Genomic DNA, 18,075 nt, shown 5'->3' on the forward strand with positions numbered 1-18,075 from the left:
CCGGCGTAGCGCCTTATGGACGCTTTTTCACCTTGAATCGACGCGAGTCCGCATACCATGACCAAGCCGCGCACCTTGTATCAGAAGATCTGGGACGACCATGTCGTCCACCAGCGCGATGACGGTACCGCGCTGATTTGGATCGACCGCCACCTGATCCACGAAGTCACGACGCCGCAGGCGTTCGAGGCACTGCGGCTGGCGGGTCGCGCCGTCCGCCGCCCCGACCTGACGCTGGCGGTGCCCGATCACAATGTGCCGACCAACCACCGCTTCGAACCGATTGCCGATCCTGAATCTGCCGCCCAGGTCGCCGCACTCGCCGCCAATTGCGCCGACTTCGGCATCGAGCATATCGAGATCAACGCCGCCGCCCAGGGCATCGTCCATGTCATCGGGCCGGAGCAGGGCTTCACTTTGCCGGGCGTCACGCTGGTGTGCGGCGACAGCCACACCGCGACGCATGGCGCGTTCGGCGCGCTGGCGTTCGGCATCGGCACGTCCGAAGTCGAACATGTGTTTGCCACCCAAACCTTGCTGCTCAAGCAATCGGCATCGATGGAAGTGCGCGTCACCGGCGAGCTCGGCTTCGGCGTGACCCCCAAGGACGTCGCGCTGGCGATCTGCGGCCAGATCGGCACTGGCGGCGGCACCGGCCATGTCATCGAATACACCGGCCCGGTCATCGAAGCGATGAGCATGGAAGGCCGGATGACGCTGTGCAACATGGCGATCGAGGCCGGCGCGCGTGCCGGACTGGTGGCGCCCGATGCCAAGACCTACGCCTATGTCGCCGGCCGCCCGCGCGCGCCAAAAGGCGCAGATATGGATGCCGCGCTGGCCTATTGGGCAACACTGAAGACCGACCCTGGCGCGCGCTACGACCGCGTCGTCATCATCGACGGCAGCGCCATCGCGCCGCTGGTCAGCTGGGGCACGTCGCCCGAAGACGTCGTGGCGATCACCGGCAATGTGCCCGCACCGGCAGACTTCGCCGACCCGTCGAAGGCGGCGGCTGCAGCGCGCGCGCTCGACTATATGGGACTGGTGCCCGGCACCGCGATGGCCGACGTTGAAGTCCAGAACATCTTCATCGGCAGCTGCACCAACAGCCGCATCGAGGATCTGCGCGCCGCCGCTGCGGTGGTCGCCGGCCGCAAGGTCGCGGCCAACGTCAAGCAGGCGCTGGTCGTGCCGGGGTCGGGGCTGGTCAAGGCGCAGGCCGAGGCTGAAGGGCTGGACCGCATCTTCATCGACGCCGGGTTCGACTGGCGCGCGCCGGGCTGCTCGATGTGCCTCGGCATGAACCCCGACAAGGTGCCCGCCGGCGAGCGCTGCGCCAGCACGTCGAACCGCAACTTCGTCGGCCGCCAGGGACCGGGCGCGCGCACGCACCTGCTATCGCCGGCGATGGCCGCGGCGGCGGCAGTGACCGGACGCCTCACCGATGTCCGCGACCTGATGCGCTAGAACGACAGTGGCGCAGTTCGCTGCACTGCGGTATTGTCAGCACATTCCGCCGGGCCCAGCCTGATTGCGCACCAAACCAGTACGAGGTTCATCATGTTTCCGAGCGTTCGCCACCTGACACTGATCGTCGCAGCCACAATGCTTGCCACGCCGGTACTGGCGCAGGATGTCGTCAAGCCTGCCGCGCCGCCAACGGTTGCAGTGCCGGTCGCCGCCGACACTGCCGCCGCCGTCAAGCCCGGCAACCCCGAAATCAAGGTGGCAGCGACCAAGCCCGATCCCAAGGATCCCGATGCGGTCGTGTGCAAGGTTGAAACCAATACCGGTTCGCGCATCGCCTCGACCAAGCGCTGCCAGACGCGCCGCCAATGGGCCGATCAAAGCCGCGAAGTCCAGAAGATGATCATGGACAAGCCGGCGCCGTCAGCGGGTAGCAACTAACGGCAGTTGCCGCACAAACTTCAGGAAGTCGACCCATGCAGGCCTTCACCACATTGACCGGCATTGCCGTGCCGTTCGGTGCCGAAAACGTCGATACCGACGTTATTATCCCGGCACGCTTCCTCAAGACGGTGACCCGCAAGGGGCTGGGCAAGGGTGCGTTCGCGGTGCTGCGCGAAGACCCCGACAACATCTTCGATGCGCCGCGCCACAGGCAAGCCCCCATCCTGATTGCCGGCGATAATTTCGGCTGTGGGTCGAGCCGTGAACATGCGCCCTGGGCGCTCGCCGACCTTGGTTTCAAGGTGGTGATCGCGCCAAGCTTTGCCGATATCTTCAGCGGCAATGCGTTCAAGAACGGCATGCTGCTGGTGGCGCTGCCGCAGGACCAGATCGACCGGCTGATGGAAGTTGCGGCGACCGACGACATTACCATCGACCTCGAGAATCAGGTGGTCACGACGCCGTTCCAGGACCGCTTCAGCTTCGAAATCGATCCGTTCCGCAAGTCCTGCCTGATCGGCGGTGTCGACGAGATCGGCCTCACCGAGGCGCAGGGTGCTGCCATCGCGTCGTTCGAAGACCGCCTCGCCGCCGACAAGCCGTGGATCGGTGGCGCTGCCAAGCGCGCTGCCTGAACAAGCGAAAGATATTGAAATGACCAAGACGCTGCTGTTGCTGCCCGGTGACGGAATCGGCCCTGAAGTGACTGCCCAGAGCCGTCGCCTTGTTGGTTGGCTCAATGCCAATGCCGGCTTGGACGTCAGCGTCTGTGAAGCGCGCTTTGGCGGTGCCGCGATCGATGCCGACGGCGTGCCGCTGACGCCCGAGACGCTGGCGCTGGCCAAGGCGTCGGACGCCGTGCTGATGGGCGCCGTCGGTGGCCCGCAATGGGCGAAGCAGTCGTATGACAAGCGCCCCGAAGCCGGGCTGCTGGCACTGCGTGCCGGCATGGAAGTGTTCGCCAATCTGCGTCCGGCGCTGTGCTTTGCCGCGCTTGCCGATGCGTCGAGCCTCAAGCGCGAATTCGTCGAAGGCCTCGACATCATGTTCGTGCGCGAACTGACCGGCGGCGTCTATTTCGGCGAACCGCGCGGCATCAGCGATCTCGGCAACGGCGAACGTCGCGGCGTCAATACGCAGGTCTATACCAGCAGCGAAATCCGCCGCGTCGCGCGCGTGGCGTTCGAGCTCGCGGCCAAGCGCACGGGCCGCGTCTGTTCGGCCGAAAAATCGAACGTCATGGAATCGGGGCTGTTGTGGCGCGAAGAAGTCCAGGCGCTGCGTGACGCCGAGTATCCGCATATCGACCTCAGCCACATGCTCGCCGACAATACCGCGATGCAGCTGGTCAAATACCCCAAGCAGTTCGACGTCATCCTCACCGACAATCTGTTCGGCGACATTCTGTCGGACGAAGCGGCGATGCTGACCGGTTCGCTCGGCATGCTGCCGTCGGCGGCACTCGGCGTGAAGGGCATGCCCGGGCTGTACGAGCCGATTCATGGCTCGGCGCCCGACATCGCCGGCAAGGGCCTCGCCAACCCGTGTGCGTCGATCCTCAGTCTCGCGCTGGCGCTGCGATATAGCCTCGACCGCGGCGATCTCGCCGACCGCGTCGAAAAGGCGGTGGCCACGGCGCTCGATCGCGGCGCGCGCACCGGCGATATCGGCGGCACGCTGGGGACGGTGGCGATGGGTGACGCGGTGCTGGCCGCGCTGGCGGGCTAGCGGCGGCTTGAGCGCAACTGCCAGGCCAGCGCGAAGTTCAGGGCGCCAAAGACCAGCAGGTAGAGCGCCAGCCGCCACGACAGCCCCGCATGCGGTGCCGCGAACAGCGCTGCGGCAAACAACACCGAAGCCATGCCGGCCGCGACCATGACGCGCTGTCCGGCGTGGCCATCAAGGCGTGTTGCCGACATCAGCAGCAAGACGCCGCCAATGCCGACCCGCAACCCGATGACGATGACCAGTGAAAATTCGGGCAACAGCGGGCGCGCGAACACAGCGGCGCCTGCCGCAAAGCCGACCAGCGCATCGGTCACGAGCAGCCATGCCCGGCCGTTCGACGGTGCCCGCCAGATCGCAGCAATCATCAGCGCGGCGGCATCGGCGAATGCGTACAAGGCAAAGCCCGGCGTCAGCATACGAAAGCCGTAGTAAAAGCGCACGACGAGGACCACGACGAGCGCGAACGCCAGCACGCCGCGGACAGCAAACATTTGCCAATTGGTTTCAAACTGTCGTCGCAGCGCGACGACAACATTCCCCGGATCGATAGCGACACCCACGTTCTAGACCCCCCGATCTGACCGGTTGGCATTATGACGCAAAAGCCCTGAGTCGTGCGAGCCAAATTGCATCCGATTTCGCTCTATTCGCCGCGCTGCAACATCGTCAGTGCGAAGCATATGATGCGCGGCATTGGCGCGCGCCGCACTTTGGGGTAAAGCGACCCCCCGCTGCCACACCCGGCAGCGCCTTTGGAGAAGCAAAGTGGCCTATCGAGTGGTCGTTGTCGGCGCGACCGGCAATGTCGGACGTGAAATGCTCAACATCCTTGCCGAGCGCGAGTTCCCGATTGCCGAGCTGGCAGCGGTGGCTTCGGCGCGCAGCCAGGGCGACATGATCGATTTCGGCGATACCGGCAAAACGCTCAAGGTGCAGAATCTCGACCATTTTGACTTCACCGGCTGGGACATTGCGCTGTTTTCGGCGGGTAGTGGCCCGACGAAGATTCACGCGCCGCGCGCGGCGGCCGCCGGCTGCACGGTCATCGACAACAGCTCGCTGTACCGGATGGACCCCGAAATCCCGCTGATCGTGCCCGAAGTGAACCCGCACGCCATCGACGGCTACCGCAAGCGCAACATCATCGCCAACCCCAACTGCTCGACAGCGCAGATGGTCGTGGCATTGAAGCCGCTGCACGATGCCGCGACCATCAAGCGCGTTGTGGTGTCGACCTATCAGTCGGTGTCGGGCGCCGGCAAGGAAGGCATGGACGAACTGTTCGAGCAGACCCGCGCGGTGTTCGTCGGCGACCCCAAGGCCGCGAAGAAGTTCACCAAGCAGATTGCCTTCAACGTCATTCCGCACATCGACGTCTTCATGGAAGACGGCTCGACCAAGGAAGAATGGAAGATGGTCGTCGAGACGCAGAAGATTCTCGATCCCGCCATCGACGTCACCGCGACCTGCGTGCGCGTGCCGGTGTTCGTCGGCCACAGCGAATCGATCAACATCGAATTCGAACGGCCGATTTCGCTGGCCCACGCGCAGTCGATCCTGCGCGAGGCGCCCGGCATCATGCTCGTCGACAAGCGCGAGGACGGTGGCTACGTCACCCCGATCGAATGCGTCGGCGAATATGCGACCTATATCAGCCGCCTGCGCGTCGATCCGACGGTGCCGCACGGCCTCAACCTGTGGTGCGTCAGCGACAACCTCCGCAAGGGCGCGGCCTTGAACGCGGTGCAGATTGCCGAACTGCTCGGCCGCCGGCACCTCAAGAAGGCCGCATGATCGACGTCGCGGGCGGCTGCCAGTGCGGCGCCGTCCGCTACGTCGCGCGCGCCGAGGCCGACAAGGCCTATTGGTGCCATTGCCGGATGTGCCAGCGCGCCGTCGGCAATGTCGCCGCGGCGTTCGTCAATGTCGCCAAGGCGGACCTGACACTCACCGGCGAACCCGCGCATTACATGTCGTCGCCGTTCGGCCGGCGCGGCTATTGCGCGGCGTGCGGCACACCGCTGACCTTCGACTATCCCGACAGCGCGCGCATCGACCTGACTTTGGGCTCGCTTGACGCTCCCGAGGCGTTTGCGCCGACTAGCCACTTCGGCGTCGAAAGCCGCCACGCGGCGTGGATTCACCCCGACGACCTGCCCGAAACCCGCGCCGATGAATATCCGCCGCTGGTGGCGCGCTGGGAAAGTGGCACGGGCGACCCCGAATGAGCGAACCCACGACACACCGCTTCGCCAGCTTCGATGGCGTTGAAATCGCCTGGACCGACCTCGGCGCGGGACGGCCGGTGGTGCTGCTCCATGGGCTGTTCAGCAACGCCGCAACCAACTGGCTGCGCTACGGTACCGCCAAGACACTCGCCGACGCCGGTTTCCGCGTCATCATGCCCGACTTCCGCGCGCATGGCGCCAGCGCCGCACCGCATGACGCAGCCGCCTATCCGGCGGACGTGCTGGCGCAGGACATCGAGGCGCTGGTGGCGCACCTCGGGCTCACCGTTTTCGACCTCGGCGGCTATTCGATGGGTGCACGCACCGTCATTCGCCTGCTGGCGCGCGGGATGCGGCCGCGCCGTGCCATTGTTTCGGGGATGGGGCTCGCGGGCCTGGTCGAATCGGGCAAGCGCACCGGCTGGTTCCTGCATGTCATCGCCAATGCCGACAGTTTCGAACGCGGCAGCGACGGCTGGTTCGCCGCACAGTTCATGAAGACCAACAAGATCGACGGCGAAGCGGTCGCACACGTCCTGCGCGCGCAGCCGGTGACGCCGCTCGACACGCTCAAGGCGCTGGCGACGCCGATTCTGGTCGTTTGCGGCAAGGATGACGCCGACAATGGTTCGGCGCCCGAGCTTGCGGCGACGCTGCCGCACGCGACCTATGTCGAAGTGCCGGGCAACCACATGAGCGCGGTGACGGTGCCGGCGCTCGGTACAGCCATTAAGGATTTTCTCACCGCGCCAAGCCGAAGCCGTCATTGACAATCATCATGATCGACTGAAGAATTTCGCTGATCGATGAGGAAAACGCGAGTCGGGACTCGGGTATTCATCGGTCGGGGGGAGAAAATAATGAAGATTCGCAATTTCTTGCGCGGACTGCCGCTGGCAGTCGTCGCGCTCGCGGCCGTACCGGCTGCAGCCAATACCTTCGTGTCGGCGTATATCTATAATGTCGTCAACAACGGCAGCGGCGCGCCGCCGCTCGAATTCATCCAGCGGCTGGATGCGCCCACGCCCGGCCCGGCAACGGCCAGCGCGACGCGCCCGACCGGCACGACCTTTTCGATCACCGACTACGGCCTGCAGCGCTACTATGCGTCGGCCAATCTGGCGCAGTTGGGCAACCAGCAATCGTCGGCGCGCGGCCAGTTCGAGGATGAGATAGTCATCAACACCGGAACGCCGGGACAGAGCGGTATCGCGACCTTCCAGTTGCGGCTGACCGGGACGCTGTTTTCATCGAATGCCAGCGCAGCCGCGTCGACGGGCTTCAACTGGTACAATCCGGCGCAGAGCAACAGCTTCGATCAATGGAGCCTCACCGACTATGGGTTGGGGCTTATGCAGGTCGATCAAATCCTGACTTTTCACCGCAACTATGTCAGCGGCCAGGTGATGCTGCTCAGCGCCGGCTGGACTGCCGATGCCAGCGTCTTCCTGTTCGGCCCAGGTGCCGGCAGCGCCTATGTCGACTTCAGCCACACCGCACGCTGGCTGGGGTTGCAGTCTGTGGTGACCAGTGGCGGCCAGAATGTCACCAACGCGGCGGTCATCACCTCGAACAGCGGTTTCGACTATAACAACGCTGCACCCGGCGTGCCCGAACCGGCAGTCTGGGCGCAGATGCTGGCCGGATTCGGTCTCGCCGGCGGGGCAATCCGGGCACGTCGTCGCAAGACGGCTTGACCAAAACACCTCCCCGCGTTGATGTGCGTTCAAGCATCAATGCGGGGAGTTTGTTTGAATGAAAACCATCGTCTCAACCTTGGCGCTGGGTATAGCGCTAGGTCTGGCATCGACCGCCGGGCTGGCACCTGCTGGCGCCGCGCCAACGGCCAAGGCCGCAGTCCCGACGGCTGCCGAAGCCGACAAGTTCATCGCCGACGCGACTGCCGAAGTGCAGCGCTACAGCGACACCGCGGCGCGCATTGCCTGGGTCAATGCCACCTACATCACCGATGATACCGACTGGCTGGCGTCGAAGGTCGACGCGCAGGGCACCGAAATGGCGGTGCGGCTGGCGAAAAAGGCCGCGACATTCAACAACACCCCCGGCCTGAGCTATGACACCCGCCGCCAGCTCGACGGCCTCAAGCTCGGGCTGACCTTGCCGGCGCCCGATACGCCTGGTGTCGCCGATGAGCTGTCGACGCTGTCGACGCGGATGAAATCGACCTATGGCAAGGGCAAGGGCACGTTCCAGGGCAAGGCGACCGGCGGCAACGACCTTGAAGCGCTGATGGAAACGACGCGCGATCCGGCACTGACGCAGGAAATCTGGACGTCATGGCACAAGGTCGGCGCACCGATGCGCCCCGATTTCGTGCGCATGGTCGAAATCGCCAACCAGGGCGCGCGCGACCTCGGCTACAAGGATGTCGGCGCGATGTGGCGCGCCGGTTATGACATGGACCCCGACGCGTTCGCGGCGATGCAGAACAAGCTGCTGAACCAGCTGATGCCGCTCTACACCGAACTGCACTGCTTCACGCGCACCCAGCTCAACAAGAAATACGGCGATGCGGTGCAGAAAAAGACCGGCCCGATCCGTGCCGACCTGCTCGGCAACATGTGGGCGCAGGACTGGAGCGGCATCTATGATGTCGTCGCACCGCCGGGCGCCGGCACCATCGGCTATGATACCGGCGAGCTGCTCAAGGCCAAGGGCTATGACCCGGTCAAGATGGTCAAGACCGGCGAGGGCTTCTACTCGTCGCTGGGCTTTGCGCCGCTGCCCGCGACGTTCTGGGAACGCTCGCAGATCACCAAGCCCGCCGACCGTGAAGTCATCTGCCACGCCAGCGCCTGGGACGTCGATAACGTCGACGATCTGCGCATCAAGATGTGCACGAAGGTCAACTCGACCGACTTCGTGACGATCCACCACGAACTCGGCCACAACTATTACCAGCGCGCCTACAACAAGCAGCCGCTGTTCTATCGCGGCGGCGCCAATGACGGCTTCCACGAAGCGATCGGCGATTTCGTCGCACTGTCGGTAACGCCGGATTATCTGGTCAAGATCGGCCTGCTCGATCCGGCCAAGGTGCCCGACGCGTCAAAGGATATCGGACTGCTGCTGCGTCAGGCGCTCGAAAAGGTGCCCGGCATGCCGTGGACCTATGTCGTCGACAAATGGCGCTGGGGCGTGTTCTCGGGCGCGACCCCGCCGACCGCCTATAACGCCTCATGGAACGACCTGCGCGAACAGTATCAGGGCATCATGCCGCCGGTGGCGCGTTCGGAAGCCGATTTCGATCCCGGCGCCAAGTATCATGTCGCGGCGAGCGTGCCCTATGCGCGCTACTTCCTGGCGCGGGTGTTGCAGTTCCAGTTCTATCAAGCCGCCTGCAAGCAGGCCGGCTGGACGGGCCCGCTGCACCGCTGCAACATCTATGGCAACAAGGAAGTCGGCGCGAAGCTCAACGCCATGCTCGAAATGGGCTCGTCGAAGCCGTGGCCCGATGCGCTGGAAAAGTTCACCGGCAGCCGCGAGATGGATGCCGGCGCGGTGCTGGCGTATTTCGCGCCGCTGCAGGTCTGGCTCAAGGAGCAGAACAAGGGGCAGCAGTGCGGGTGGAGCAGCTAGCGCTGCCAGCGCGTAAGCCGAAATCTGCACGGCAAATTTAGTCTTACGCGCGGACTCGCGCGCTGCCGGCCGGCGGGGCAGCGGCGATCAAGCCGCTGAACCCGTCCGACGGCGCGGGCTTTGCCCGCGCCCGCTCCCTGCCTACTTCAGCTGCTCAAGCAAATGCTCAGCCGAAGACACCTTGAACGCGCCCGGCTCTTCAACATTGAGCTCGACCACCTTGCCGTCCTTGACCAGCATCGAGAAACGCTGGCCGCGCAGGCCCATGCCGAACTTCGAACCGTCCATCGTCAGCCCGAGCGCCTTGACGAAGTCGCCGTTGCCGTCGGCCAGCATCGTGACGTTGTCGCCGACATCGGCGTTCTTGCCCCAGGCGCCCATGACGAACACGTCATTGACCGAAATGCAGACGATTTCGTCGATGCCGCGCGCCTTGATCTCGCCGGCGTGGGTGATGTAGCCGGGCAGGTGCTTGGCCGAACATGTCGGGGTGAAGGCGCCTGGCACCGAAAACAGCGCCACGGTACGCCCGCCGAACAGCGCTTCGGTGGTCACCGGCGCGGGGCCGGCTTCGGTCATCTTCATCAGCACGGCGCTCGGCACGGCATCGCCAACAGCAACGGTCATGGACTTTCTCCCTCTTGGATTGTGCGACTTGAATAGCGGTGGCCGCTGGCGGCGTCCAGCACACACGGCTATCATGCCTTTATGACCGATAGTCGCACCCTGGACCCCCCTTATCTTGTCGGCCAGCTGCTGCTGTCGCTGCCCGGCATCGGCGACCCGCGCTTCGAACGCGCGGTCATCGCGATGTGCGTGCACGACGGTGACGGCGCGCTCGGCATCATGGTCAACCAGCCACTGGAGGGCATCACGGCGCGCGACCTGATGGCGCAGCTCGACATCGATCCGGGTGTCACACCACCGGCGCCGGTTTTCGGCGGCGGCCCGGTCGAACCCGGGCGCGGCTTCGTGCTGCACAGCGCCGACTACGAGGGCCAGAGCACTATCGCGGTGTCCGCGGGCACCGGTCCGCTGCGCTGGGGGCTGACCTCGACGCTCGACATCCTCAACGATATAGCCGCAGGCCACGGACCCAAGAACTGGCTGATGGCAGTCGGCTACACCGGCTGGGGTGCAGGGCAACTTGACGGTGAAATGCTGCGTCACGGCTGGCAGGCCGCACCCGCCGACGATGCGCTGCTTTGGGAAACCCGCCCCGACAAGCGCTGGACGGCGGCCTATGCCGCGATCGGCATCAACGCGCAGATGCTCAGCCCGACCGTCGGTCGCGCCTAGCCGTGCCGCGCCGCGAGCACCGGCGCGCAATCGGTGTCCTTCCCATCGCCGAGATCGACAAAGGCGAGGATGGCGGCCACCGGCGTCAAGGCGACGCCGAGCGCCACTGCGGCGGCGGCGCGACCGATCAGTTTGCCCGAAATCGGATTGACTCTGGGCGCTACGAACGACCCGCTGATGGCAATCGGCGACTGGCCCGAAAACAGGCTGAATTCTTTTGAATCGCCTTGGACTGACAGCGCCATCGTCTCGTCGCGGACGTTGATCTGGCCGGTGCCGCGGAACACGGCGCGCTTGGTATCGAAAAGGATCGGATCGGCAGTACCGATACCATTGACCATGGTGAATGCGATCAGTCCGCAGCGGATTTCGGTCGGGTGCTTGAGCTTCCGGCCGAACACCGCGAACAAATAATTCTGCAAGTCGAGCTTGGCGAGTTCGACATTGCGCACCCACAAGGTGCCGGTCGGGAAGACCAGCGCCACGCGCCCCGTTGCGGTGCCTAGCGACTTGCGAACGGTATCGCCGGTGCCGCGCAGCTTGATGCGTCCGTGCACCGTCGCGGTCGTTCCACTGTTCACGACATCGAACGATGACAGCAGCCGGCCGAGCGGAAGCGGACCGATCAGCACGTCATAGTCGGTGACGACCGGCTTGACGCGGGCGTTGAGCAAAACGGCGAACACCATGCGTCCGCCGGCGAGGTTGAATGCCACCGGCGCCAACCGCAACAGGCTGTGATCGAGCGTCACATCAGCGTCGATTCCGGTGATCACCGCCGTGCCAGTCCGCAGCCGCGCCGCCGTATAGGTCAAGTGTGCGTCATAGTCGCGCAAGCCGTCGATCGCGAGCGGCGTATCGGGAAGCACGCGCGGCCGCCCGGCCACGACGGTCACCGCGCCCTTGCCGCCCATCGCATCGAGTCGTTCAGGCGAATAGCCAAGCCACGGCCCGATATCGAGGATGTCGAGCACCTTGCTCGACAGCGCACCATCAATCCGCAGCCGGCCCTCCGGACGCCGGATCGTCAGCTTGCCGGCGATGTCGCTGTCGCCGAACTTGCCGCCGATGCGCGTGAAGCGGAATTCGTCGCCGGATTTGGTCAGTGCCGCACTGATTCGGTACGGCCGCGTCTGCGGCACGGTAATGCCGATTAGCGCGAACGGCGTTTGCAGGTTGCGCCCTGCGGCGACCAAGCGCAGGTCGGCACCGTCGAGCCTGGTCGCGCCGGGCAGCGTGCCGGTGACATCGACTTTCGTGTCGGCGACGGTGACGTGGAGGTCGAGCCCGGTGCGGCCGCCGGTGATCGTCGTCTGCGGCGTCGTCAGCGCGCCTGTAACCTTGAACGGCGCGCCCATGGCGGTGCCGCTGCCGGTGAACGTCAATGGCCGTTCGATGCGCTTGTCTGTCGCGGCAATGTCGCCGAGCCTGAGTTTGACATCGATGCGGCGCAGGTCGTCGCGGTAGTGGACGCCGGTACCGGTGACGGTCGCAACATCGATCGGCGGGATGTCGAGCGGCGCGGTGCTGTCGAAGCTCCAGCTGTTGCGACCACGCTTGTCGCGCTCGAGGCCGAATGCCCCGCCATCGATAATGACGCTGCGAATCGCCCGGTTGCCGAACAGCGCCGACCAGAAATTCATCGACAGGTCGATGTGCCGCGTCGTCACCAGCGCCGGATCGTGCGCCCAGCCGGGGTTGGCGACGCGCAGGCCTTCGGCGACGAAGCGGATATGCGGGTCGAGGTAGAGCTGAAAATCGCCGTCGATGGTCACCGCGCGGCCCGACATCTCGGTGGCAACACGGACGAATGGGCCTTTCAGGAAGCGGCCGCGGGTCACATACAGATAGGCATAGGCAGCAACGCACAGCGCGAGCAGCACCAATGCGACTCCGCCAAGGATGCGCAGCGGGGTCAGCCGCGTCGTCGCGCGCGGTGAAATGGTCGGGGTGGCATCCATGTCGGCTGAACCTGTGGCACAAGCTGAAGGTTCCGGACCCATAGTTTCGGCGAACGGGCAAATTTGCCGCTTGTTGCCCTGCAAGGTTGCGCAATGCCGGGCATGCGGCTATAGGCCCACGCTTCGCATGACCGAACGGCCCGGCTGAATGGGCTGCCGTGGCTGTTCAATGATGCGTCCATAGGAGACGAAAATGCCCAAGCTCAAGACCAAGAGCGGTGTGAAGAAACGCTTCAAGATCACCGCAACCGGCAAGGTCAAGCACGGTGTCGTTGGCAAGCGCCACCGCCTGATCAGCCACAATGCAAAGTATATTCGCCAGAACCGCGGGACCGAAGTGATCTCCGAGGCAGATGCCCGGACGATCAAGCTTTGGGCACCCTACGGCCTGCGCAAGTAAGGGAGACCGCACATGGCACGTGTCAAACGCGGGACGACCTCGCACGCCCGTCACAAGCGGGTTCTGGAACAGGCGAAGGGCTATTATGGCCGTCGCAAGAACACCATCCGCATCGCGCGGCAGGCCGTCGAAAAGGCCGGCCAGTACGCGTACCGCGATCGCAAGGTCAACAAGCGCAACTTCCGCGCACTGTGGATCCAGCGCATCAACGCAGCGGTGCGTGAAGTCGGCCTGACTTACGGCGTCTTTATGCACGGGCTCAAGCTCGCCAATGTCGAACTCGACCGCAAGGTTCTGGCCGACATCGCGATGCACGAGCCCGAAGTGTTCCGCGCCATCGCCGCGCAGGCGCAAGCCGCGCTCGATGCCAAGCCCGCGGTTGCCACCGCTTAAAGCTTTCAGCATCAACGAATTGGGGCGCGGGCGGCATTCAGCTTCCCGCGCCTCTTTCGTTTTGAGGCGCGCTCCCCTAAACCTCCGCCGCCATGCTTTGCGGGCGTGGCAGCAACCGAGCGAGTTTCCATGACCGATACCCTGCAAGCCGACCTGCTCAGCGCCATCGACGCTGCCACCAGCCTTGATGCGCTCGAAGCCGTGCGCGTCGGCGCACTCGGCAAGTCGGGCAGCGTTACCGCCTTGCTCAAGACGCTCGGCGGCATGTCGCCCGACGAACGCCAGGTCCAGGGACCTTTGCTCAACGGCCTGCGCGAGGCGGTGACGGCGGCGCTGGCGGCGCGCAAGGCGGTGCTCGAAACCGCAGCGCTCGATGCCAAGCTGGCGAATGAAAAGCTCGACATGACGCTGCCCGTCGCCGATGCGCCGCGCGGCAGCATCCACCCGATTTCGCAGGTCATGGACGAACTCGCCGAAATCTTCGCCGATCTCGGCTTCGCGGTCGCTGGCGGGCCGGAGATCGAGGACGACTGGCACAATTTCACCGCGCTCAACATCCCGCCCGAACATCCGGCGCGCGCGATGCACGACACCTTCTATTTCCCCGATCAGGCCGGCTCCGAAAAGCGCATGCTGCTGCGCACCCATACCTCGCCGGTGCAGATCCGCACGATGATGACGCAGGAACCGCCGATCCGCATCATCGCGCCGGGCCGCGTCTATCGCTCCGATTCGGACGCGACGCACACGCCGATGTTCCACCAGGTCGAAGGCTTGGTCATCGACCGCGACATCACCATGGGCCACCTGCGCTGGACGCTCGAGACGATGGTCAAGGCGTTCTTCGAAGTCGATGACGTGACGTTGCAGTTCCGCCCGAGCTTCTTCCCGTTCACCGAGCCGTCGGTCGAAATCGATGTTGGCTGTTCATGGAGCGGCGGCACGCTGAGCATCGGCGGCAGCGAAAGCTGGCTCGAAATCCTCGGCGGCGGCATGGTGCACCCGCGCGTCATCGCCAATTGCGGTCTCGACCCTGAAGTCTGGCAGGGCTTCGCGTTCGGTGTCGGCATCGACCGCCTCGCCATGCTCAAATACGGGATGAACGACTTGCGCGCCTTCTTCGATGCCGACCTGCGCTGGCTGAACCACTACGGCTTCCGCGCGCTCGACGTGCCCACCCTGAGCGGCGGAGTCGGCGCATGAAGTTCACCCTGAGCTGGCTCAAGGAGCACCTCGAAACCACCGCGTCGCTCGACGAGATCTGCGCGGGACTGACGCGCTGCGGGCTCGAAGTCGAAGGTGTCGAAAACCCCGCCGCAAAACTGTCGGCGTTCCGCATCGCGCGCGTGCTGACCGCAGCACCGCACCCGCAGGCCGACAAGCTGCAGGTGCTGACAGTCGATGCCGGTGACGGCCCGTTGCAGGTTGTTTGCGGCGCCCCCAACGCCCGCGCCGGTCTGCTCGGCGTCTTCGGCATGCCCGGTGCAACGGTGCCGGCGAACGGCATGGTGCTCAAGGTCGCCAGCATCCGTGGCGTCGAATCGAACGGCATGATGTGTTCGACGCGCGAGCTCGAACTCGGCGATGATCACGACGGCATCATCGAACTGCCCGCCGATGCCCCCGTCGGCAGCAACTACGCCGCCTGGGCCGGCATCGACGACCCCGTCATCGACGTCAGCGTGACGCCGAACCGCCAGGACTGCATGGGCGTGCGTGGCATCGCGCGCGACCTCGCGGCAGCCGGGCTCGGCACGCTCAAGCCGCTCACCGAAGCCTATCGCATCGATACACTGGATGTGCCGCGCACCGGCGCCGGACCCGCCATCCGCACCGATGACCCCGAAGGCTGCCCCGCCTTCCTCGGCTGCACCGTCAGCGGCGTCCGCAACGGGCCGTCGCATCCGTGGATGCAGGCAAAGCTGCGCGCCATCGGGCAAAAGCCGATTTCGGCACTGGTCGATATCACCAATTTCATCATGTTCGACCTCGGCCGGCCGCTGCACGTCTATGACGTTGCCAAGCTGTCGGGGCCGCTGGTCGCGCGCAAGGCGCGTGCCGGCGAACAGGTGCAGGCCTTGAACGGCAAGACCTACACGGTCGACCCAACAATGACAGTCATCGCCGATGACCATGCCGTCCATGATATCGGCGGCATCATGGGCGGCATGGAGTCGGGCTGTTCGGACACCACCACTGACGTGCTGATCGAATGCGCCTATTTCGATCCGGCATCGATCGCGCGGACCGGCCAGAAGCTGATGCTGACCAGCGATGCCCGCACGCGCTTCGAACGCGGCGTCGATCCGGGCTTTCTCGATGACGGCCTCGCCATCGCCACGCATCTCGTGCGTGCGCTGTGCGGCGGCACGGCGAGCGAAATCAGCCGCGCCGGCACACCGCCGGTTGCCGCCAAGACCGTGGCGTATCGTCCAGCGCGCACGCTCGGCCTCGCCGGCGTCGAAGTCGATGAAGCCGCACAGGCCGCCATCCTGACGCGGCTGGGCTTCACCGTGACCACGGGCGATGTCTGGCAGATTGGTGTCCCCAGCTGGCGCCGTGACATCGATGGCGAGGCCGACATTGTCGAGGAAGTCGTCCGCATCCACGGCTACGCGCATGTACCCTCGACGCCGCTGCCGCGCGCGCCGGGTGTTGCCCGACCGACCGCGACACCGCAGCAGTTGCTTGAACGCCGCACCCGTCGCGCCATGGCCGCGCGCGGGCTGAACGAGGCGGTGACGTGGAGCTTCCTGCCACCCGCCACCGCCGCACTGTTCGGCGGCAGCGACTGGACGCTCGAAAACCCGATCTCCGCCGATCTCGCTACGATGCGCCCGTCGCTGCTCGCCGGCCTCGCCGCAGCAGCAAAGCGCAACGCCGACCGTGGCGCCACCAGCGTCCGACTGTTCGAACTCGGCCGCCGCTATCTGACCGGCGGCGAACATCTGACCGCCGCACTGCTGCTCGCAGGTGAAAAGCGCGGACGCGACTGGGCGACCGGCGCGGCCACGGGCTTCGACGCCTATGACGCCAAGGCCGAGGCGCTCGCCGCACTGGCCGCCGCCGGCGCGCCGGTCGACCGGCTGATGGTGCTGCCGCCCGTCGACGGTTGGTACCATCCCGGTCGCAGCGGTCGCCTCGGGCTCGGGCCCAAGGCCATCCTCGCCAGCTTTGGCGAACTGCACCCGCGCGTCGCCGCCGAGCTCGACCTCAAGGGCAGCGTCGCGGTCGCCGAGCTATTCCTCGACGCGATTCCGCAGCCCAAATCGCCCAAGCGCTCGCGCGGCGCGTTCACGCCGCCGGCATTGCAGGCGGTCAAACGCGACTTCGCGTTCCTCGTTGCCGCAGACACGCCCGCCGATGCGCTACTGCGCGCGGTGCGCGGTGCCGACAAGACAGCCATCACCGACGTCCGGCTATTCGACCGCTTCACCGGCGCCGGCGTGCCCGAAGGCCAGATCAGCATGGCGTTGACCGTGACGCTGCAGCCCGGCGCCGCCAGCTTCACCGATGCCGAAATCGACGCGATTTCAGCGAGTGTCATTGCGGCGGCGGGCAAGGCTGTCGGGGCGACGCTGCGCGGCTGAAGGCCTCCGGCGGGCAGGGCCTTAGGCCCTGCACCCATGAGTTGGGACGGTGCCCAATCAGCCGACGCCGGGATTGACGCACCCACGCAAACTGACGGGTGCAGGGCCAAGGCCCTGCCCGCCGGAGGCGTCTAACCTCAGTTCGTCGGCTTGGTGCTACCCTCGGTCATCGGCGTCAGCTTGATTTCGACGCGACGGTTCTGCGCGCGGCCGATATCGGTGGCGTTCGAGGCGACGGGGTTGGCAGGGCCGAAGCCGGTCGAGGTGATGCGCGCCGGGTTGACGCCGTTGCCCTTGAGGTAGTTTGCCACGGCATCGGCGCGCTGCTGCGACAGTCGCATGTTGACGGCGTCGCTGCCGACCGAATCGGTGAAGCCGTTGACGTTGACATAGGTCGATTGATACTGCGCCAGCGTCTGCGCGACCTTGTTGAGCGACGGCATGAATTCGGGGTGCAGCACCGCCGAGTTGAAGTCGAAGGTGACCGCGGCGGGCATTTCGAGCTTGATGACGTCGCCCTGGCGCTGGACTTCGATGCCGGTGCCGGCGGTCTGTGCGCGCAGCGCCCGTTCCTGCTTGTCCATGTAGCTGCCCGCCGCGCCGCCCGCGAGCATGCCGATCGCGCCGCCGACGAGGGCGCCGGTGGCGTTGCCGCCGATCAGCCCGCCGAGCAGCGCGCCGCCCGCGGCACCGGCTACCGCGCCCTTGCCACCGCGCGTCATCGATTGCTGGCCGGTCGTCGGATCAGTGACGCAACCGGCAGTGCCGAGCAGCAGGCTGGCGCAGGCGGTGGCCATGATGGCTTGCTTGAAAATCGTCATGATCTGGATTTCCCCAATAAAAACAGTGTTGATGTCATGGTTTCGGGCACGCAATACACCAGCATGTGGAGGTCTGGCTAGCGCCGCGATCCTGCATCCGCGATGAACGATCCTTGCGTCGGCGCTGCGGATTGTTCATCT

The 18,075-nt window shown here is 65.4% G+C and carries 18 protein-coding genes; 14 read left to right on the forward strand and 4 right to left on the reverse strand.

From position 1 onward, the window contains the following. Window positions 1–57: 57 nt before the first annotated feature. The 4 genes from leuC to leuB all read left to right on the forward strand — a co-directional run bounded on the left by leuC (window position 58) and on the right by leuB (window position 3,642). Window positions 58–1,470 (forward strand): 3-isopropylmalate dehydratase large subunit, encoded by a 1,413-nt coding sequence (leuC, locus tag EUV02_RS07230; RefSeq protein WP_135245584.1) that lies wholly within the window; start codon window positions 58–60, stop codon window positions 1,468–1,470. 93 nt (window positions 1,471–1,563) lie between these two features. Beyond that, window positions 1,564–1,911: a hypothetical protein gene (locus EUV02_RS07235; RefSeq protein ID WP_135245585.1), complete on the forward strand. Its 348-nt coding sequence runs from the start codon at window positions 1,564–1,566 to the stop codon at window positions 1,909–1,911. A 35-nt stretch (window positions 1,912–1,946) separates the two neighbouring features. Continuing rightward, on the forward strand, window positions 1,947–2,549 hold the full coding sequence (gene leuD / locus EUV02_RS07240) for a 3-isopropylmalate dehydratase small subunit (RefSeq protein ID WP_135245586.1): 603 nt from the start codon (window positions 1,947–1,949) through the stop codon (window positions 2,547–2,549). Between the two features lie 19 nt (window positions 2,550–2,568). Next, entirely contained in the window at window positions 2,569–3,642 is a 1,074-nt protein-coding gene (gene leuB / locus EUV02_RS07245; RefSeq protein ID WP_135245587.1) for a 3-isopropylmalate dehydrogenase, read from the forward strand. Here leuB and EUV02_RS07250 read toward each other — a convergent pair. Further along, window positions 3,639–4,133 carry a hypothetical protein gene (locus tag EUV02_RS07250; protein WP_135245588.1) on the reverse strand — a complete coding sequence of 165 codons (495 nt, stop codon included), beginning with the start codon at window positions 4,131–4,133 and terminating at the stop codon, window positions 3,639–3,641. The genes leuB and EUV02_RS07250 overlap by 4 nt on opposite strands. 274 nt (window positions 4,134–4,407) lie before the next feature. On the opposite strand from EUV02_RS07250, the gene EUV02_RS07255 reads away from it, so the two are divergent. From EUV02_RS07255 to EUV02_RS07275, 5 genes are all read left to right on the forward strand, one after another. After that, window positions 4,408–5,436, forward strand: a complete 1,029-nt coding sequence (locus tag EUV02_RS07255; RefSeq protein ID WP_135245589.1) for an aspartate-semialdehyde dehydrogenase — start codon at window positions 4,408–4,410, stop codon at window positions 5,434–5,436. Next, window positions 5,433–5,870, forward strand: a complete 438-nt coding sequence (locus EUV02_RS07260) for a GFA family protein (protein WP_135245590.1) — start codon at window positions 5,433–5,435, stop codon at window positions 5,868–5,870. Before EUV02_RS07255 ends, EUV02_RS07260 begins: the two co-directional genes overlap by 4 nt. Continuing rightward, complete coding sequence (locus EUV02_RS07265; protein WP_135245591.1) at window positions 5,867–6,640, forward strand: alpha/beta fold hydrolase; 774 nt, start codon at window positions 5,867–5,869, stop codon at window positions 6,638–6,640. Before EUV02_RS07260 ends, EUV02_RS07265 begins: the two co-directional genes overlap by 4 nt. A 90-nt stretch (window positions 6,641–6,730) precedes the next feature. Then, window positions 6,731–7,567: a PEPxxWA-CTERM sorting domain-containing protein gene (locus tag EUV02_RS07270; protein WP_166430552.1), complete on the forward strand. Its 837-nt coding sequence runs from the start codon at window positions 6,731–6,733 to the stop codon at window positions 7,565–7,567. 58 nt (window positions 7,568–7,625) lie between these two features. Further along, window positions 7,626–9,470, forward strand: coding sequence for a M2 family metallopeptidase (locus tag EUV02_RS07275; RefSeq protein ID WP_135245593.1), 1,845 nt, complete (start codon window positions 7,626–7,628; stop codon window positions 9,468–9,470). A gap of 141 nt (window positions 9,471–9,611) precedes the next feature. Here the strand turns inward: EUV02_RS07275 and EUV02_RS07280 are convergent, their stop codons facing one another. Further along, complete coding sequence (locus EUV02_RS07280) at window positions 9,612–10,097, reverse strand: peroxiredoxin (protein WP_135245594.1); 486 nt, start codon at window positions 10,095–10,097, stop codon at window positions 9,612–9,614. 81 nt (window positions 10,098–10,178) lie between these two features. On the opposite strand from EUV02_RS07280, the gene EUV02_RS07285 reads away from it, so the two are divergent. Continuing rightward, a complete protein-coding gene (locus EUV02_RS07285; protein WP_424022180.1) occupies window positions 10,179–10,769 on the forward strand; it encodes a YqgE/AlgH family protein in 591 nt (196 codons plus the stop codon). Here EUV02_RS07285 and EUV02_RS07290 read toward each other — a convergent pair. After that, entirely contained in the window at window positions 10,766–12,730 is a 1,965-nt protein-coding gene (locus EUV02_RS07290) for an AsmA family protein (RefSeq protein ID WP_166430553.1), read from the reverse strand. The genes EUV02_RS07285 and EUV02_RS07290 overlap by 4 nt on opposite strands. Window positions 12,731–12,923: 193 nt before the next feature. Here EUV02_RS07290 and rpmI point away from each other — a divergent pair, with 193 nt between their 5' ends. From rpmI to pheT, 4 genes are all read left to right on the forward strand, one after another. Beyond that, the gene (rpmI, locus tag EUV02_RS07295; RefSeq protein WP_135245596.1) at window positions 12,924–13,130 is read left to right on the forward strand and encodes a 50S ribosomal protein L35; all 207 of its coding nucleotides are present in this window, start codon (window positions 12,924–12,926) and stop codon (window positions 13,128–13,130) included. 12 nt (window positions 13,131–13,142) lie between these two features. After that, window positions 13,143–13,523 (forward strand): 50S ribosomal protein L20, encoded by a 381-nt coding sequence (gene rplT / locus EUV02_RS07300; protein WP_135245597.1) that lies wholly within the window; start codon window positions 13,143–13,145, stop codon window positions 13,521–13,523. Window positions 13,524–13,652: 129 nt separating this feature from the next. Continuing rightward, the gene (pheS, locus tag EUV02_RS07305; protein WP_135245598.1) at window positions 13,653–14,726 is read left to right on the forward strand and encodes a phenylalanine--tRNA ligase subunit alpha; all 1,074 of its coding nucleotides are present in this window, start codon (window positions 13,653–13,655) and stop codon (window positions 14,724–14,726) included. Then, the gene (gene pheT / locus EUV02_RS07310; protein WP_135245599.1) at window positions 14,723–17,113 is read left to right on the forward strand and encodes a phenylalanine--tRNA ligase subunit beta; all 2,391 of its coding nucleotides are present in this window, start codon (window positions 14,723–14,725) and stop codon (window positions 17,111–17,113) included. The genes pheS and pheT overlap by 4 nt, the downstream gene beginning before the upstream one ends. A gap of 137 nt (window positions 17,114–17,250) precedes the next feature. On the opposite strand, the gene EUV02_RS07315 is transcribed toward pheT, so the two are convergent. Continuing rightward, window positions 17,251–17,934, reverse strand: a complete 684-nt coding sequence (locus EUV02_RS07315) for a YiaD family glycine zipper/OmpA-like lipoprotein (RefSeq protein WP_243445815.1) — start codon at window positions 17,932–17,934, stop codon at window positions 17,251–17,253. Between the last annotated feature and the right edge of the window lie 141 nt (window positions 17,935–18,075).

This window comes from Glacieibacterium arshaanense (assembly GCF_004681125.1).
Classification (GTDB): domain Bacteria; phylum Pseudomonadota; class Alphaproteobacteria; order Sphingomonadales; family Sphingomonadaceae; genus Polymorphobacter_A; species Polymorphobacter_A arshaanense.